This is a genomic window from Pseudoxanthomonas wuyuanensis, assembly GCF_900215535.1.
In the GTDB taxonomy this organism is placed as follows: Bacteria; Pseudomonadota; Gammaproteobacteria; order Xanthomonadales; family Xanthomonadaceae; genus Pseudoxanthomonas_A; species Pseudoxanthomonas_A wuyuanensis.
This window is the reverse complement of sequence record NZ_OCND01000004.1, coordinates 279,129-296,461: the sequence shown is the minus strand read 5'-3', so window position 1 is coordinate 296,461 and position 17,333 is coordinate 279,129. Positions and strand designations below refer to the sequence as shown.

Here is a 17,333-nt window from a genome sequence, read left to right as displayed (position 1 = left end):
TGTCGGTGCTCTCTGTTCATCGATGGAATTCCCGCAGGCCGCTCAGTCGGGCTCGGCCGGAATGACGGACAGTTCCGCCGCACTGGTCCAACCGTTGCGCCAGACATCGTCCAGTGCGGTGAAGCGGAAGTAGCGCGCTCTTACCGGCGCGAAGCGCACTTCCTGCAGATCGGGGTTGTTGCGCACGTTGGCGAAGGTGCCGCGCTCAACGGCAGTGGCCCAGTTCACGCCGTCCTCGCTGGTTTCGAAGCGGAAGTTCTCGACCGTGCCGTTCAGCTGCCCATCCTGGCGCGGCAGGTACACCAGGCCGGCGATGCGATGCGTCTGGCCCATGTCGACCGCGATGGAGCGCGGCAGTTTCAGATCCGCATCCCGATGGGTTTGCCAGTAGGTGTTCGAATCGCCGTCGATGGCCAGCGCCGCGCCGTTGCTGCCTTGTGCGGTTTCCTCGCTGTCCGCGGCCACGACCTTCCAGCCGGCAGGTGACAGCGCGACGAAGTTGCGGGCGCCGATCACGCCGAGCCGTCCGTCGGACTGCACCCGCGCGGCTTTGACGACGCCGTTCTTCGGCAGCGCTACAGGGGCGCTGTAAACGGGCGAGGCGGGATCGGGCGCGGTTCCATCGGTGGTGTAGACGATCTTGCCGCCCGCCGGATGGCTGATGCGCACCGTGCCGTCGCTACCACGGTCGGCGATCGTCGGCGGCAGCAGATCGACCGACTGCTTGTATAGCCCGACCTCGGCCAGCGTGGGTTCCAGGCGCGCGCCGTTGATGCGCACGCGCAAGCGGTCTGTGGTCACCGGCGAGTTCAGCCGGATAAGCCGGCGATGGCCCACCGTGGTCAGCTCGTCGGACGCGATCTGCTCGGCCGCCACCCAGGCCGAGCCGTTCCAGGTCTCGATCGCGAAGGATTCGATGCGCTGGCCGCGATGATCCACCGCTTCCTGCAGCGACACCACGTCGAAGCTTGCCGGCTCTGGCAGCTCCAGCGTGACCGTGCCGCCGATCTGGCCCTGGGCCGCTTCCCACCAGGTATCGAGCTTGCCGTCGTTTGCCGCCGTGGCGCGCCGCCCGGGCGCGGCAGTGTCCGCCGTCACGCGGGCGCCGCCCGCCAGATTCCTGGCAAAGGTTTTGTTGACGATTTCTGCCATCTGGCCGAGCGCGGCGACCTGGTCGTCGGGAACCAGTCCGCGATTGTCGGGCGAGAGGTTGAGGAGCAGGTTGCCGTTGCGGCCGATAGAGGCATAGAAGATTTCCACCAGTTGCGTGACCGGACGCGGTTGCTTGCTTCGGGCCCAGAACCACTGGCCGTTGGCAAGCAGGGTGACGTTGGTCTCGGCTGGGTACCACCAAAGGTGCGTTCCCGGCTTGAGCTTGTCGCGGCCGCCCAGGTCATCGCCCTGCATGTCCGGCCAGTGGAAGTGCCCGGGCGAAGTCGGCAGCGGGATCACGCTCCACTCGGTAGTGCGGCCATAGCCGCTTTCAGAACCGACCCAGCGCACGTCCGGCCCCTTTCCCATGATGACGGCCTGCGGCTGCAACTGGCGGATCAGGTCGTACCAGGCCGCGTAGTCATAGGTCTCGGGGACGCTGGGGTCGGGATTGGCACCGTCGAACCAGACCTCGTGGACGGGGCCGTATTCGGTCAGCAGTTCGTAGAGCTGGTTGAGGAAGTAGCGGTTGTAGTCGTTCACCTCGTAGGTATAGGACTTGAGGCCGGGGGGTGGCGTGCGGCCCCTGGATGGATCGCTGCTGAAGCTGGCCGGGTCGGTGGGAATGGTCGACTTCAGCTTCGGGCTGCCGTTGCCGTAGTAGCCGGCCGGGTTCTTGGGGTTGGTCCTGAGTTGGTACAGGTCGGCGGGCGACAGATAGATGGCCAGCTTGACCCCGGCGGCCCGGGCCGCATCGGCGACCTCGCGCACCAGATCGCCGTTGCCACCGCGCCACGGGCTGGCGGCGGACGAGTGCGTGGTGTAGCGGCTGGGCCACATCGAGAAGCCGTCGTGGTGCTTGGCCACCAGCACGAGCATCTTGCCATCGAGCTGCTGCACGGCGCGCAACCATTGCCTTGCATCCAGATCGGTGGGGTTGAAGATCGAGGCGTCCTCGCGTCCGCTTCCCCATTCCACTTCGTTGAAGGTGTTCACGCCGAAGTGCAGGAAGAAGGTGCGCTCCAGCCGCATCCAGGCCGACTGGTTCGGCCGTGGCAGCACCTTCGCCGCCTTCTCGGCGATGACGGCCGGCGAATCGCCTTCGGCGATGACGTGCTCGGTGGCGTACGGGATGGGGGCTGTCGTCGCGGCGGCGGCCGTGCCGGCAGCAAGCGCAAGGACCAAGGTCAGCGCAGTGGATGCGAACGGTTTCATACGGGGGATATGTCGCCTCAAGTCAGGAGGATCATGTCATTCAAACGAGCCGACGCCGAAACGCAGCGCCATTGGTTGCGAAGACGGCAGGACGCCGAGGCGACTGCCAGCGACAGCGGACCCTCGCCGCGTGGACGATGACGAATTTCGAGCAATAGTGATGGGCACCATCGGGTCAAGCTGACAGCGCTGTCAAGTCGCGACGCATCAATAGCGGGATGGCATATTTCCATATCGAAACAGACTATCTTGGCCTCACATTCGATTACGGGTCGGCGCCACCTGCTGCAACGCGTGGCGCGGAGCCCGGCAGCGGCTTCGGCTCGCGCCTGGCGGTGGCGTATTCGCGGGCAATCAGGAAATCAGCAAGCGCTTGTTCGTGGGAGCGAGCGGCCAACGGACTCCGCCGCTGCATCGTTGACCGACCGCCGCGGTGCGCGGACGCGTCCGGGGATTGGAGCCGCTCCGTCGGCATGCGGAGGCGGAGGGGGGGCAGGCCGAACTTCCGTGCTCCTGGCAGCGGCTAAACTAGCGGCCTGCCCTGACGGAGTAGTTATGCGCACTCTTTACCCGGAAATCGAGCCGTACGACAGCGGCACCCTCAAGGTCGACGACCGCCACACGCTGTACTACGAACAGTGCGGCAATCCCAACGGCAAGCCGGTGGTGCTGCTGCATGGCGGCCCCGGCGGCGGCTGCAGCCCGAAGATGCGCCGCTTCCATGACCCGGCCAAGTACCGCATCGTGCTGTTCGACCAGCGCGGTTCCGGCCGTTCCACCCCGCATGCGGATCTGGTCGACAACACCACCTGGCACTTGGTGGCGGATATCGAAACGCTGCGCGGCCATCTGGGCATCGACCGCTGGCAGGTGTTCGGCGGCAGTTGGGGCTCGACGCTGGCGCTGGCCTATGCGCAGGCCCATCCGGCGCAGGTGACCGAACTGGTGCTGCGCGGCATCTTCATGCTGCGCCGCTGGGAGCTGGAATGGTTCTACCAGGAAGGCGCCTCGCGGCTGTTCCCGGACGCCTGGGAGCATTACATCGCGGCGATTCCGCCGGTGGAGCGGCATGATCTGATTTCGGCCTTCCATCGCCGGCTGACGTCCGACGACGCGCAGACGCGGCTGGCGGCCGCGCGGGCCTGGAGCGTGTGGGAGGGCGCCACCAGCTTCCTGCACGTGGACCAGGATTTCGTCAGCGGCCACGAGGATGCCGAGTTCGCGCTGGCGTTCGCGCGCATCGAGAACCACTACTTCGTCAATGGCGGCTTCTTCGAAGTCGAGGATCAGCTGCTGCGCGATGCGCCGAAGATCGCCGACATCCCCGGCGTCATCGTGCATGGCCGCTACGATGTGGTCTGCCCGATCGCCAACGCCTGGGAACTGCACAAGGCCTGGCCGAAGGCCAGGCTGGAAATCTCGCCGGCCTCGGGCCATTCGGCGTTCGAGCCCGAGAACATCGACGCGCTGGTGCGCGCGACCGATTCGTTCGCCTGAGCCGGGCAAATCCGCCCGGCGCCATGCCGGGCGGAACGGAAACCGTCAGCCGATGGCTTCGAAGCGGTTGGCCGCCACGTTCTTGCGCACCCGTGCCGGGTCCCAGATGCGGCCGTTCATGGCGATATAGACGCCGGCCGGCAGCGACTGCACCGCGCCGACCGCGCAGCCGATGTTGAACTCGGCGTCCGAGCCGCGAAAGCGGGCCGGGTTCAGCGCGCCGGTCAGTACGATGGTCTTGTCGGTAATCGACGCCAGCACCTTGGCCGTTTCGACCATGCTGTCGGTGCCATGGGTGATCAGCACATGGCGGGCGGCCTGCGCGGCGATGGTGGCGCGCACCAGCTCGCGGTCGGCATCGCTGATGTGCAGCGAATCCTTGCGGATGATGGGAATGACGTTGAAGCGGAAGGCCACGCCAAGTTCCTGCAGGATGCGGCCGATCTGCGGCTCGCCGACCTGGAAATCGGACTTGTCGTCGAAATAGATCTTGTCGATCGTGCCGCCGGTGGTGACGATCAGCAGTTCTTCCATCGTGTCAGCTCCCGCAAAAGGCCTCACTCGGCCTTCTGCCTGTCTTGTTCGGGGGTGGTCAGCCGGTACGCCTGGCCATAGTGCTGGCAGATCTGCAGCCAGGCGGGCGAGGGCGGCGGCACCGTCTGCCAATTATCGCCGTTCCGCCGGCTGAAAGCGCAATCCACCGCGGCGACATTGCCTTCCTCGTCGCCGCTGGCGCTGACCCAGGCCATCAGGTCCATGTTGTCGTAGTCGCGCAGAACGGGGCGCTCGTCCAGCCGCCAGCCGTGGAATTCCCAGGAGCAGCAACTGGCACGGCCGCTTTCGACCAGGTGGCCGTCGATGACCTGCAGGTCGGCATAGCCGCCGCTGAAAAAGTGATAGAGGCGCCGGTTGCCGCGATCGATGCGGTACAGGTCTCCGATGCAGTTGGGGCCGGCGCCGCAGGCGCCGCGGACTTCGACCTCGTGCATGCCGTCGCCGTCGATATCGACAAGGCTGGCATGGCCCCATGGCGCCTCCTCGACATCCTGTTCGACGATCAGCCGATCGCGATGGCCGCCACTCTGCTCGCTCAGTTCGATGATGTAGGCGCGCGTGTGCGGCTCCGGGCATTCGGTGCGCAGCCACAAGGTGGACTGGTCGGCATTCTTCACCCCCTGCCCGGGCTGCGGCTGACAGGCCTGTTCGCCGGCGGCTGCGGCGGCGCACGACCATATCAGCCCGCCGGCAAGCGACAGGCTCCGGAACATAAATCTCATCGCTTGCCGAACCGCCCGCGCAGCCCCGGCCAGCTGGCGCTGAGGACGATGGTCACCGCCAGCGCGATCTCCAGCCATGCGTACAGCGCCGATGCCGGCTGGCTGTAAGCGGACATGACGCCGTGGCTGAACCAGAACAGCCCGAACACGCCGGCCCAGAATGCGGCCTTGCCGCTGCCGCGCAACACGCCCAGCAGCATCAGCAGCGGCGGCACGACGAATACCAGCATCGCCGCCAGCCAGTGCTTGTCGGCGTGGAACCACACCGAGTACAGCACCGACAAGGCGAACAACGCCGTGCCCAGCACGGCCCGCGACAGGCGCCTGCCGGTGCCGCTCATCGAACCGTTTCCAGTCTGCGCGCGGTTGCCGCCACGCGCCGGCCCAGCGCGCGCGCCAGCGCGGCTTCGTCGTCGCTGAGTTGCGGATCGTCGTCGCCGCCGGCGACATGGCTGGCGCCGTACGGCGAACCGCCGCTGCGGGTGGTGCTGAGCAGCGGCTCGGTGAACGGGATACCGACGATCAGGCAGCCGTGATGCAGCAGCGGCAGTTGCATCGACAGCAGCGTCGACTCCTGGCCGCCGTGCATCGTGGCGGTGGAGGTGAACACCGCTGCCGGCTTGTCGACCAGCGTGCCGCTGGCCCACTGGGCACCCAGGCCGTCGATGAAATGCTTGACCGGCGCGGCCATATTGCCGAAACGGGTGGGGCTGCCCAATACCAGGCCGACGCATTCGTCCAGGTCGCGCGCCTGCACATACGGCGCGCCTTCCTCCGGCACCGGCGGCAGCGCCTGCTGGGTGGCCGCCACCACCGGCGGCACCGTGCGCAGCCGCGCGCTCATGCCGTCGACTTCGCCGATACCGCGGGCGATCTGCCGGGCCAGCCGCGCGACCGAGCCGCCGCGGCTGTAGTAAAGCACCAGGATTTCGGGCATGTCCCCACTCGAACGATGAATACCCGCGTAGTATCGGCGATGTTGGCGCCCGGAGTGAGTGCGAAGGCCTGTGGCGGCAGGCAAGGCATCTGCGCATCGGTTACCCTTCGCCCGATGGAGCCACTGGACTCATTGAACCGCTGGAGCGACCGCATCCGCGACAGGGCGCGCGCCGGCACCTTCGCCCGCTTCCTGGCCAAGCGCTTCCTCGACGACCGGTTGTTCCAGGCCGCGGCGGCGCTGGCGTATACGACCCTGTTCGCGCTGGTGCCGCTGGCGATGGTGGTGTTCGGGGTGCTGTCGGCGTTCCCGGTGTTCGAACGCTGGAGCAATGAACTCAGCGACTACGTCTTCTCCAACTTCGTGCCCAGCGCGGCGCGCTCGGCCGAGATCTATCTCCGCCGGTTCACCGAGAGCGCCGGCCAGCTGACCGCGGTCGGCGTGATCGTGCTGGTGATTTCGCTGCTGATCACGCTCAACAGCGTGGAGACCACCTTCAACCGGATCTGGCGGGTCAGTTCCAGCCGGCCCAGGTTCACCCGCTTTCTGGTGTACTGGACCGTGTTGACGCTGGGCGCGCTGGTGGCGGCGGCTTCGCTGGCGATGTCGGCGCAGTTCTTTGCGCTGCCGGTGTTCGCTACCGCCGAAGGCCAGGTACTGCAGCGGCTGGCGCTGACCCTGACGCCGGTGCTGATCGAGTTCGCCGGCATCGCGATGATCTACCGGGTGGTGCCGCACCGGACCATCAAGATCCGCTACGCGGTGGCCGGCGCGCTGCTGGCCACGGTGTTGCTGGAAATCATGAAGTGGGCGCTGGGGTTCTACCTGAGCAGCTTCAACACCTACCAGAAGATCTACGGCGCGGTCGCCTCCGCGCCGATCCTGCTGATGTGGATCTACCTGTGCTGGGTGTCGGTGCTGCTGGGCGCGTCGCTGGCATCGTCGATGGCCGCGTTCCGCTACCAGCCGGTCGCGATGCGCTTGCCGCTGGGCTACGAACTGTACGGATTGCTGCGCATGCTGGGCCGTTTCAACCAGGCGCGCGCCGAAGGCCGCGGCCTGCACAGCGATCAGATCCTGGAACTGGAGCCGATGCTGACCGATTCGCTGATCCAGCAGATGCTCGGCCAACTGGCCGACATCAACCTGCTGCGGCGGGCCGAAGACGGCGAGTGGTTGTTGTCGCGCGACCTGGACGACATGAGCCTGGCCGAACTCTACGAAGCCTGCCAGCTGCGGATTCCTATCGCCGAAACGCATCTGCCGTGCCACAGCGACCCGCTGGGCGTGGAGACGCGGCTGGCGCTGGACGAACTGCGGGTACCATTGCGCGAGCTGCTGAAGCGGAAAGTCAGCGACATCTACCGGGAACCGGGCGGGAAACATCCATGAGCAGAAGACAGGCAACAGGACTCGCGCCGGCATTGGCGGCCATGCTGTTTACCGGCGCGCTGTTCACCGGTTGCCAGCAGCAGCCAGCGACGCCGCCAGCGCAGCAGGCCCCGGCCGGGCCGTCATCGCCGGCGCCTGCGGCGGAGTCCGGCAAGGGCGAGACCGGGAAAACCGCGGCCATGCCATCGCTGGTGGTCGAAACGGTGGACGGGCAGACCTACGATCTGGCCGCACGCCGCGGGCGCTGGGTGGTGGTCAATTTCTGGGCGACCTGGTGCGCGCCATGCCTGAAGGAAATGCCCGAGCTGTCGGCGCTGGACGCGATGCGCGAGCACATCGAAGTGGTCGGGCTGGCCTACGAGGAAATCGAGCCCGAGGCGATGCGCGCATTCCTGCGGGAACGGCCGGTGGTCTATCCGATCGCGATCCTCGACGTCTACGATCCGCCGGCCGACTTCGCCACCCCGCGCGGGTTGCCGCTGACCTATCTGATCGCACCGGATGGCAGGCTTGCCAAACGGTTTCTCGGGCCGGTGACGGCCCACGAAATCGAAGCCGCAATCGAGGCCGCCGGCGGTCCGAAGACCGGGGCGTAAGCGGTGGCTGCGGCGCGTTTCCTGATCGCAGGGAAAGTGCAGGGCGTGTTCTTCCGCGCCTCCACCTGCGAGCGCGCGCTGGACCTGGGCCTGTCCGGCCGCGCCACCAACCTTCCCGACGGCCGGGTGGAAGTGGTGGCCAAGGGCGGGGCTACCGCGCTGGACGCGCTGGAAGCCTGGTTGCACCAGGGCCCGCCGGCCGCGCGCGTGGAGCGGGTCGAGCGCAGCGCCTGGGACGGCCCCGTCAACGAGGGCTTCGTGACGGGCTGAGGTGCGCCAGGGCGCACAGCGCGCTGGGGCGATGGTGCGGCGCGCCGCACCCTACGGGTTCCCTGTGCAGGAGCGACGTCAGTCGCGACTGAGATCGCTCCTACAAGGGCATGGGGAGGAAGCGCTGCGTGGCCGCTTCCTCCCCGTGTTTGGCACTGGTTACTCCAATCCCGCGGCCATGGTCTTGGCCAGGGTGCCCTGCGCATCGTCGCCGCTCAGCTCCCAGAAGAACGCGCCGCCCAGGCCCTGGGCCTTGGTGTAACCCATTTTCTCGGTGATCAGCGCCGGCGTATCGAAACTCCAGAATGTGTTGCCGTCGTATTTCCAGGTCGCACGCGCATTGGCGTCGGTGTAGACCGTGCCCGGCCGGTCCTTCAACACCTTGTAGTCCTCGATGCCCGCCTCGTACGTGCCCGGCGCGGCGCTGCCGCTCTGGTACAGGCCGTTGTTGACGTTGGCCACGTTGGTCCAGCCGCGACCGTAGAAGCCGACGCCCAGGTTGAGCTTGCTGGCCGGCACGCCGCGCTGCAGGAATGCCTCGATGGCGTCGTTGCTGTTGTAGTAGCGCACATCGCCGGTGGACGGGTCGTTGGGCGAGGCGAACAACGCCGAATGATGGTTGGTGCGCGATTCCCAGCCGCCGTGGAAGTCGTAGCTCATCACGTTGATGAAATCCAGGTGCTGCGCGTACTGGCCCGGATCGGTGGCGGCAATCTTGTCGATGCCGGCGCCGACCGCCACGGTCAGCAGCAGGCCGGGGCGCACGGCATTCAACTGGCTGCGGAACTCGGCCAGCAACGCGGTGAAGTTGGCGCGGTCCTCGGCGCTGCCGCAGCTCAGGCCGCAGGCGTTGGGGTATTCCCAGTCGATGTCGATGCCGTCGAACACGCCTGCAGCCGCTCCGGTGCCGCCGGCACCATCGGTGACCGGCAGGTTGCCGCGGATGTAGGCATCGATGCACGAGGCCACGAACGCCTGCCGGTTGGCCGGCTTGGCTGCCTCGGAAAAACCGCGCGACCAGGTCCAGCCGCCCAGCGAGATCAGCACCTTCAGTTGCGGGTGCCTGGCTTTCAGCTTCTTGAGCTGATTCCAGTTGCCGCGCAACGGCTGGTCCCAGGTATCGGCCACGCCGTCGACGCTTTCGGCCGCGCTGAAGGCCTTGGTGTAGTCGGCAAAGGCGTCGCCGCCGGCACCGGTGGCCTCGTTGGTCGGCACGGTGACGCCGACCTCGCAGCGGTTGTTGCGCACATTGCCGAAGGCATAGTTGATGTGGGTCAGCTTGGCCGCGGTGCCGCTGGTGTCGATGTTCCTGACCCGGTAGTTGCGCGCGTAGATGCCCCACTGCACGAAATACCCCAGCACGCGCTTGTTGCCTCCGCCACCGGAGCCAGGCGCGGTACTGACGCTTACGGCAGCGCTTTGTGCCGATGCGTTGCCGGCATTGTCGCGTGCGCGCACCCGGTAACTGTAGGCGGTGGCCGCGGTCAGTCCGCTGTCGGTATAGCCGGTATTGGTGGGAGAGCCGATCAGGCTGCCGTTGCGGTAGACGTCGTAGCCGGCCATGCCGCTGCCGCCGGGATTGTCGGTGGACGCCGTCCACGCCAGGGTGATGCTGCTGGACGTGCGCGAGGGCGAATTCAATCCGGCAGGCACGCTGGGCGGAGTGACATCGCCGGTCTGCGGCGGATTGACGGTGATATTGCGCGTGGCCGACGTGGCGGTGGCGCCGCTGTTGTCGGTGGCGACCGCGGTCAGCGCGTAGCTGCCGGCGGCGGCGTTGCTCCAGGTCACGCTGTAGGGGGCGCTGCTGTCGACGCCCAGCGAGGTGCCGCCACGGAAGAACTGCACCTGGGTCACGTTGCCATCGCTGTCGCTGGCATTGGCCGAGACGGTGATGTTGGCGCCGGCGGCGAACGTGGCGCCGTTGGCCGGTGCGGTCAGCGCCACGCTGGGCGGCTGGTTGCCGCCGCCGGTGCCGCATGCGCCCAGATCCTGGTACCAGCCGCAACTGGGGCAGTGCGTGGGCGGCGCATTCCAGATGTTGACGAGCGCTTCGTACAGCCGGTTCTGGTAGGTCATCCTATCGCCGGCGTTGTAGATGGCCGATGCGCTCCAGGCCGGAACGCCGGCGCAACTGACGGTTTGCGCCGATGCGCTCGAAAGCCACGCCATCGCCAACGCGCAGGCCAGCAGGCCTCGTATTCCCAGTCTCACCAACATGATGCTTCTCCCGTTGCATAGCAGGGTTGAAATCAGGAGCCGACGATGGCGGGGGGCTGTCGGCACGGTCCGGCCTGTGCGGAGGCGGCGTCCGCAATGCCGGAACGCGCCGTGTTCTCTGCCAGGCGGGGCCATGTATGCCTGACGCGGATCGGCCGGAATGTGATTGCGTGCCTGAAACGGAAGAGTTGGCCAGGTAAGCGGATGTAGCGGAAAGGGATGCGACTTGCAGCGTCTGCGCGGGTAGCGAAACGGTCAGTGGCAACCATCGATGGGCGCGCGTGCGGACAGCCGGTGCGGATGCCGATGTCGCAAGGGACTGGCGTCCGCGCAGTTGCGGACATCGAGGATGTCCGCTGATGTCAGCGCATGGCTGCGTATTGCCGGCGCCGGCCAGCGCCTGTCCCGCCAGTCTCGTTCGGCAAGGCCGACGGCCTGGCGGTGGCTAGCCGGTGGCGCCGAAAGCCGGCAAGGGCTTGAGTACGCCGTAGCTTTCCTTGAGCGGCCGGCGCTTGAGCGGCGGCAGCCCCAGCGGCTCCTGCGGCACCGCGATGTCCGGCAAGCGGTCCAGCAGATGCCGGATCAGCGTCAGCCGTCCGGTACGTTGTTCGTTGCAGTCCACCAGCGCCCATGGCGCGTGGCGCGTATGCGTGGCCTTGAGCATCGCTTCGCGGGCGGCGGTGTATTCGGCATATTTTTCCCGCGCCTTCAGATCGACGGGAGAGAGCTTCCAGCTCTTGAGCGGCTCGTCGGCGCGCTCGGCAAACCGCTTTTCCTGTTGCGCCTGGTCCACCGCCAGCCAGTACTTGAACAGCAGGATGCCGTCATCGACCAGGGCTTTTTCGAATACTGGCGCCTGTTTCAGGAAGGCCTGGTACTGCTCCTGGCTGCAATAGCCCATCACCTTCTCGACGCCGGCGCGGTTGTACCAGCTGCGGTCCATCAGCACGATCTCGCCGGCGGCCGGCAGATGGGCGATATAGCGCTGCAGATACCACTGGCTGCTTTCGCGCTCGCTTGGCTTGGGCAGGGCGACGATGCGGCACTGGCGCGGGTTCAGATGCTCGCTGATGGCATTGATGACGCCGCCCTTGCCGGCGGTATCGCGGCCTTCCACCAGCACCAGCAGGCGGTTGCCGGTGTACTGCAGCCAGCGGGCCATCGCCGCCAGCTCCAGTTGCAGCGGCTTCAGCAGTTTCTCGTATTCCTTGCGGTTGAGCTTTCTCATCGGGGCACTCCGTTGACGGCGGCCGCGCGCCAGGCCGGCCTTGCGGAACCGGTCAGCGACTGCGTCGCCGGTGGCTGGCCATGCTGCGGGCCACTTCCAGCAACGCTCCCTGCTGGCGGGTGGAGAGTTCGCGGTAGGCCGCCAGCAGATCGTGCTCGCCCTTGGTCCGCGCCGGATCCAGCGTGGTGGCCAGTTCCGACAGCAGCGCGCCGGCCGGTACGCCGAAGGCGCGGGCCAGGGCGGACAGCTGATCCTTGCCCGGCAGCCTGTCTCCGCTCATCCAGGCTTTGACCGTCGCCGCACCGGCGCGCGGGATGGCGGCGGCAATATCGCTGGCGGTCATGCCGCTGGCCTTGGCCAACAGCCGCAGCGTGGTATCCAGCGACATGCGTTCACTCCTTCAGGCGGGGGCGCAACGTGGCCAGGTTGCAGGGGCGGGTACGCGCGTCCAGTTGCGCCCGGATGATCTTCTCCCAGGCGGTACGGCAGGCCGAGGTCGAACCCGGCAGGCAGAACACGAAGGTCTGGTTGGCCAGTCCGGCGAAGGCGCGCGACTGCAGCGACGAAGTGCCGATTTCCTCGAAGCTGATCTGGCGGAACAGCTCGCCGAAACCGGGCATCTGCTTGTCCAGCAGCGGCAACAGCGCTTCGGGCGTGGAGTCGCGGCCGGTGAAGCCGGTGCCACCGGTGACCAGGACGCCGTCCACGGCCGGATCGGCGATCCAGCGCGAAACGATGGCGCGCAGCCGGTAGCGATCGTCGGGCGCGATGTCGCGTTCGAACAGCCGGTGCCCGGCTTCGGCGCAGGCCTGGGCCAGGTAGTCGCCGGATTTGTCGTCATCCAGCGTGCGCGTGTCCGACACCGTCAGCAGGCACAGGTTCAGCGCAACGAAATCGGCTTGATTGACCATGCGCGCAGGGTAGCAGCAGGACCTGCCGATGGAACAGCAAGACGGTAAAGCCGGCGTTCGGGTGGCCTGGTCCGCAAGCCTCAGCGGCGCTGCCCGGATTGCGCCATGGCGCGCGCGGCATCGCTGAAATCCTGCGCAAAGCCGTCCATATCGAACAGGCCGGACTGCGCCCGCCGCTGCCCGAGCCGCTGTCCCAGCGCTTCGCGGGCACCGGCATCGTTGCCCAGGCGCACCGCCTGCGCGATGAAAGCCTCATCGCTGCCGACGTTCATCTCATCCATGCCGAGATGATGGTTGAGGCTGCCGGCCACGCGCGAGGCAAAGGTCTGGCCGGGCAGGGTCAGCACCGGGCAGCCGGCCCACAACGCATCGGAGGCGGTGGTGTGGGCGTTGTAGGGGGCGGTGTCGAGAAAGAGATCGGCATGCCGGTAGCGGCTCATGTAGTCGGCATGCGGCAGCTTGCGCATGAACACCAGCCGCGAGGCGTCGATGCCCGCGCGCTGCGCCTGTTCGCGCAACCGCGCATCGGCCAGTCCAGGGCCCGACAGCAACCACAGCACGCTGCCGGGAACCTGCGACAGCACCGCCATCATCCGCGTAAAGCTGGCCGGGTTGATCTTGTAGCTGTTGTTGAAGCAGCAATACACCATGCCGGTTTCCGGCAGACCGCAATCGGCGCGGCTGGGCGGCGCGGCGATTTCCCGTGCCGTGTCCGAGGGCTGGAAGCAGCGCGGCAGCCGGATTGCGGTTTCGGAGTAGGCGCTTTCCAGCGCCTGCGGCAGTACGAACGCATCGGCCAGTACGTAGTCGATCCAGGGCGCGCCGGAGGTGCCCGGATAGGCCAGCCAGTTGACCTGCACCGGTGCCGGCCGCATTGCCAGCACCTCGGGCGCGCCGCCGCCGCCCCAGCCGCGCAGATCGAACAGCACCTCGATACCCTGTTCGTGGATGAACTCGGCGGTGCGGCGATGCGGCCAGCCGGTAATCCCGTGCAATCGCGCTGCCGCCTGCAGGCGCTGGCGGATGGCGCTGCCATCGTCGCGGTTGAGCGCGAAGAGATGCGTTTCGATATCGCCATGCGCGGCCAGCGCTTCGAACAACCGCACGGTCAGCAACCCGGTGGGGTGCGCGCCGAAGCCGTTGGACAGGAAACCGAGCCGCAGTCTGGCGCTGCCGTCCGCCTCCGCGCCGCGCACCGGCGACGCAAGCGCTGCGCTGCTCGCGGCCACGTCGCGTGCGCGCAGTCTGGCGCAGGCCAGCTGTTCGGCGGGCGAGGCATCCTCGCTGAGGAACGCGAACGGTTCCACCGCGGCCTGGCCCTGTGCGACGGCACCGCGAACCTGCGCCGCCAGCGCATCCAGATCGCGCCAGTCGCACAGCTTGCGGCGCCAGTTCAGCAGATGCGCGGCGAACATCGGTTCCTGCGGCATCAACCGGTACGCGTGTTGGTAGGCTTGTGCGGCGTCCTCGGCCTGGCCGGCATCTTCGAGCGCGTGGCCCAGCCACAGCGCAATGCCGGGGTGCTGCGGCGCCTGCGCCAGTGCCTGACGCAGAGCCGTCGCCGCTTCCGCGTGCCGCCCCTGCATCCAGTGCACGCGTCCCAACCGCGCCAGCGCTTCCGGGTGGCCGGGACGCAACGCCAGCGCGCGCTGCGCCGCGGCCAGACCGGCGGCGCCATCGCCGCGATCCATCTCGGCATCGGCCAGCATCACCCAGGCGATGAAGTCGGCCGGATTGCGTTGCAGCTCCGCGCGCAGGCGCGACAGTTCGGCGGGCGGCGCGGGTTCGTTCATCCTGCCAGCGGCAGCCGGAAGCGCAAGGTGCCGTCGAACGACTGCCAGCCCATCGCCCTGTACAGCGCCTGCGCCGCGTCGTTGCCGAGGTCGGTTTCCAGTTCCAGCCGGATGGCGCCATCGCTGCGGGCGAAAGCGCTGGCGGCCTCCAGCAGCGCCTGCGCAACGCCGCGGCGACGGGCGGCCGCAGCGACGAACAGATCGTTGAGAATCCAGATGCGCGCCGCGCTGACCGACGAGAACGACGGGTACAGCTGCACGAAACCGGCGGCATTGCCGTCCAGCCGCGCCAGCAGGGCCACCGATTCGCCGTGTCGCATCCGCTCGTGCAGAAAGGCGCGCGCCAGCGGCAGGTCATCGGTCTGGGCATAGAACGCGCGATAGGCGGCGAACAGCGGCGCCAGCGCGTCCACATCATCCAGCCCGGCGCGGGCGACGGTCACGCTCATGCGGCCTCCGACAGGCGGGCCAGTTCTTCGGCCTGGTGTTCGCGGGTCAGGCGGTCGATCAGTTCGTCCAGGTTGCCCTGGATGATGTTGGGCAGGTCGTACAGGGTCAGGCCGTCGACCCGGTGATCGGTGATGCGGCCCTGCGGGAAGTTGTAGGTGCGGATGCGCTGGCTGCGGTCGCCGCTGCCGACCTGCAGCTTGCGCGATTCGGCCTGCGCGGCCAGTTGCTTGCTGCGTTCGGCATCCAGCAACTGCGCCTTCAGCCGCTTCATCGCCTTGTCGCGGTTGGCGTGCTGCGAGCGCTCGGTCTGGCATTCCACCACCACGCCGGTCGGCAGGTGGGTGATGCGGATGGCCGAATCGGTCTTGTTGACGTGCTGGCCGCCGGCGCCGGAGGAACGGAACGTATCCACGCGCAGATCGGCGGGATTGACGACGATATCATCGACCGCTTCGTCTTCCGGAATGATCGCCACGGTGGCGGCCGAAGTGTGGATGCGGCCCTGCGATTCGGTCTCGGGCACGCGTTGCACGCGGTGGGTGCCGGATTCGAACTTGAGCTTGGAATAGGCGCCGCGGCCGACGATGCGGGCGACGATTTCCTTGTAGCCGCCGTGTTCGCCGGGACTGTCGGATTCGACCTCCACCTTCCAGCCCTGGCGCTCGGCATAGCGCGCATACATGCGGAACAGATCGCCGGCGAAGATCGCCGCCTCATCGCCGCCGGTGCCGGCGCGCACTTCCAGGAACAGGTTGGCGTCGTCGCGGGCATCCTTGGGCACCAGCAGCAGCGACAGTTCGTCTTCCAACTGGGCAAGGCGGGTCTGCGCCGCGGCGATTTCCTCGGCGGCCAGCTCGGCCAGTTCGGGGTCCTCGCGCATGGCCTCGGCGGCGGCCAGGTCGCGCTTGGCGCGGGTTTCCTCGGCCAGCGCGGTGACCAGCGGCTGCAACTGGGCGAATTCGCGCGAGTAGTTGCGGAAACGATCGTTGTCGGCCAGCACCGACGGGTCGGCCAGCAGGCGTTCGAGTTCTTCGCGGCGCTCGGCCAGCGCCTCGAGTTTACGGCGCAGGGTCGGTGTCATCGGATTTCTTGGAATGGGAGTAGGGCGGCTGCGCCGGGAACAGCCTGTCGGCCGCGCGCGCCAGCTCGGCGTCGCCGCTGAGCGCGGCTTCGCGCAGCGCCGCGGTCGGCGGATGCAGCAACCGGTTGGTCAGCGTATGGGCCAGGAAGTCCAGCACCTCGTCGGGGTTGCGGCCGTTGACCAGTTGCTGGCGCGCCTTGGCCAGCACGTCGTCGCGGGTCGCATCGCCCAGCGCGCGCAGGCGCTTGAGCGGCTGCTGGCGGGCGCTGGCCTCCAGGGTTTCGACGTAGCGCGTGACCTGCAGGTCGATGATGGTTTCGGCCGCCTCGGCGGCTTCGCGGCGGCTGCGGCGATTGTCTTCGACCGCGCGTTCCAGATCGTCGACGGTGTACAGGTAGGCGTCGGCCAGGCCGGCGACGGCGGGTTCGATGTCGCGCGGCACCGCCAGGTCGAACAGCAGCATCGGCTTGTGCTTGCGCGTGCCCAGCGCCATGGAAACATCGTCGCGGGTCAGCACCGGCTCGCGGCTGGCGGTGGCCGAAAACACCACGTCCGCTTCGCCCAGATGGCGGGACAGTTCGGTCAGCGGCAGCGCATAGCCGCCATGGCGCAACGCCAGCTCCTGGGCGTGGGCCAGCGTGCGGTTGGCGATCAGCAGGCGCTGCACCCGGCCTTCGCTGAGGTGGCGGGCGGCCAGTTCGATGGTCTCGCCGGCGCCGATCAGCAGCACCGTCGAGTCGCTGAGCCGGGCGAACGAACTCTGCGCCAGCCGTACCGCGGTCGAGGCCACCGACACCGGGTTGGCGCCGACCCGGGTATCGGTGCGCGCGCGCTTGGCCACCGAGAAGGTCTGCTGGAACAGCCGGTCCAGGCGATTGCCCAGCGCGCCGTGCTCACGCGCGCTGGCCCAGGCATCCTTGACCTGGCCGAGGATCTGCGGCTCGCCCAGCACCATCGAATCCAGTCCGGTGGCGACCCGGAACAGGTGGCGGACCGCAGCGGCGTCGCGGTGCCGGTACAGGTAGCCCTCCAGGCCGGGCGCGTGGTCGGCCAGCCAGGTCGCCAGCACGTCGCCGTCTTCGGCCACCGCGTACAGCTCGGTGCGGTTGCAGGTCGACAGCAGCGCCGCTTCATCCACCCGCGGCAGGGCGCGCAGCGAGGACAGCGCGCGCGGCAGCGACCCGGCGTCGAACGCGACGCGTTCGCGCAGTTCGACCGGCGCGGTCTGGTGGTTGAGTCCGAGAACCCACAACGTCATCGTTCAGGTGCTTGCGCTAAGCTGCTGGCTGGTAAGGGTCCCTATTTTACGGCCCG

The 17,333-nt window shown here is 67.7% G+C and carries 17 protein-coding genes; 4 read left to right on the top strand and 13 right to left on the bottom strand.

Going from position 1 to position 17,333, the window contains the following annotated elements; all coding sequences use genetic code 11:
• Positions 1-42 precede the first annotated feature (42 nt).
• Positions 43-2,367 (bottom strand): alpha-L-fucosidase, encoded by a 2,325-nt coding sequence (locus tag CRO39_RS10710; protein WP_097121929.1) that lies wholly within the window; start codon positions 2,365-2,367, stop codon positions 43-45.
• Between the two features lie 555 nt (positions 2,368-2,922).
• Here CRO39_RS10710 and pip point away from each other — a divergent pair.
• Positions 2,923-3,864 (top strand): prolyl aminopeptidase, encoded by a 942-nt coding sequence (gene pip, locus CRO39_RS10705; RefSeq protein ID WP_097121928.1) that lies wholly within the window; start codon positions 2,923-2,925, stop codon positions 3,862-3,864.
• A gap of 45 nt (positions 3,865-3,909) precedes the next feature.
• Here pip and CRO39_RS10700 read toward each other — a convergent pair whose 3' ends face one another.
• The 4 genes from CRO39_RS10700 to wrbA are packed head-to-tail and all read right to left on the bottom strand — an operon-like array spanning position 3,910 to position 6,078.
• A complete protein-coding gene (locus tag CRO39_RS10700; RefSeq protein WP_097121927.1) occupies positions 3,910-4,398 on the bottom strand; it encodes an asparaginase domain-containing protein in 489 nt (162 codons plus the stop codon).
• Positions 4,399-4,421: 23 nt separating this feature from the next.
• Positions 4,422-5,132: a hypothetical protein gene (locus CRO39_RS10695; RefSeq protein ID WP_097121926.1), complete on the bottom strand. Its 711-nt coding sequence runs from the start codon at positions 5,130-5,132 to the stop codon at positions 4,422-4,424.
• Positions 5,133-5,137: 5 nt separating this feature from the next.
• Positions 5,138-5,482 carry a DUF2069 domain-containing protein gene (locus CRO39_RS10690; protein ID WP_097121925.1) on the bottom strand — a complete coding sequence of 115 codons (345 nt, stop codon included), beginning with the start codon at positions 5,480-5,482 and terminating at the stop codon, positions 5,138-5,140.
• Positions 5,479-6,078: an NAD(P)H:quinone oxidoreductase gene (gene wrbA / locus CRO39_RS10685; RefSeq protein WP_097121924.1), complete on the bottom strand. Its 600-nt coding sequence runs from the start codon at positions 6,076-6,078 to the stop codon at positions 5,479-5,481. Before wrbA ends, CRO39_RS10690 begins: the two co-directional genes overlap by 4 nt.
• A 114-nt stretch (positions 6,079-6,192) precedes the next feature.
• Here wrbA and CRO39_RS10680 point away from each other — a divergent pair, with 114 nt between their 5' ends.
• From CRO39_RS10680 to CRO39_RS10670, 3 genes are read left to right on the top strand one after another with little or no spacing between them, the layout of a single operon-like run.
• Entirely contained in the window at positions 6,193-7,470 is a 1,278-nt protein-coding gene (locus tag CRO39_RS10680) for a YihY family inner membrane protein (protein ID WP_097121923.1), read from the top strand.
• Positions 7,467-8,066 carry a TlpA family protein disulfide reductase gene (locus tag CRO39_RS10675; RefSeq protein ID WP_097121922.1) on the top strand — a complete coding sequence of 200 codons (600 nt, stop codon included), beginning with the start codon at positions 7,467-7,469 and terminating at the stop codon, positions 8,064-8,066. The genes CRO39_RS10680 and CRO39_RS10675 overlap by 4 nt, the downstream gene beginning before the upstream one ends.
• A gap of 3 nt (positions 8,067-8,069) precedes the next feature.
• Positions 8,070-8,336 carry an acylphosphatase gene (locus CRO39_RS10670; protein ID WP_097121921.1) on the top strand — a complete coding sequence of 89 codons (267 nt, stop codon included), beginning with the start codon at positions 8,070-8,072 and terminating at the stop codon, positions 8,334-8,336.
• Between the two features lie 159 nt (positions 8,337-8,495).
• On the opposite strand, the gene CRO39_RS21340 is transcribed toward CRO39_RS10670, so the two are convergent.
• From CRO39_RS21340 to hemA, 8 genes are all read right to left on the bottom strand, one after another.
• Positions 8,496-10,556, bottom strand: coding sequence for a glycosyl hydrolase family 18 protein (locus CRO39_RS21340; RefSeq protein WP_425479681.1), 2,061 nt, complete (start codon positions 10,554-10,556; stop codon positions 8,496-8,498).
• Positions 10,557-11,001: 445 nt separating this feature from the next.
• A complete protein-coding gene (gene ppk2 / locus CRO39_RS10660) occupies positions 11,002-11,784 on the bottom strand; it encodes a polyphosphate kinase 2 (RefSeq protein WP_097121920.1) in 783 nt (260 codons plus the stop codon).
• A gap of 52 nt (positions 11,785-11,836) precedes the next feature.
• Positions 11,837-12,172 carry a helix-turn-helix domain-containing protein gene (locus tag CRO39_RS10655; RefSeq protein ID WP_097121919.1) on the bottom strand — a complete coding sequence of 112 codons (336 nt, stop codon included), beginning with the start codon at positions 12,170-12,172 and terminating at the stop codon, positions 11,837-11,839.
• Between the two features lie 4 nt (positions 12,173-12,176).
• A complete protein-coding gene (gene moaB / locus CRO39_RS10650; protein ID WP_097121918.1) occupies positions 12,177-12,695 on the bottom strand; it encodes a molybdenum cofactor biosynthesis protein B in 519 nt (172 codons plus the stop codon).
• 80 nt (positions 12,696-12,775) lie between these two features.
• Positions 12,776-14,488 carry an O-linked N-acetylglucosamine transferase, SPINDLY family protein gene (locus CRO39_RS10645; RefSeq protein ID WP_097121917.1) on the bottom strand — a complete coding sequence of 571 codons (1,713 nt, stop codon included), beginning with the start codon at positions 14,486-14,488 and terminating at the stop codon, positions 12,776-12,778.
• Positions 14,485-14,937, bottom strand: a complete 453-nt coding sequence (locus tag CRO39_RS10640) for a GNAT family N-acetyltransferase (RefSeq protein WP_097121916.1) — start codon at positions 14,935-14,937, stop codon at positions 14,485-14,487. The genes CRO39_RS10645 and CRO39_RS10640 overlap by 4 nt, the downstream gene beginning before the upstream one ends.
• Complete coding sequence (gene prfA / locus CRO39_RS10635) at positions 14,934-16,019, bottom strand: peptide chain release factor 1 (RefSeq protein WP_097121915.1); 1,086 nt, start codon at positions 16,017-16,019, stop codon at positions 14,934-14,936. The genes CRO39_RS10640 and prfA overlap by 4 nt, the downstream gene beginning before the upstream one ends.
• On the bottom strand, positions 15,997-17,277 hold the full coding sequence (hemA, locus tag CRO39_RS10630) for a glutamyl-tRNA reductase (protein ID WP_097121914.1): 1,281 nt from the start codon (positions 17,275-17,277) through the stop codon (positions 15,997-15,999). Before hemA ends, prfA begins: the two co-directional genes overlap by 23 nt.
• Positions 17,278-17,333: the final 56 nt, after the last annotated feature.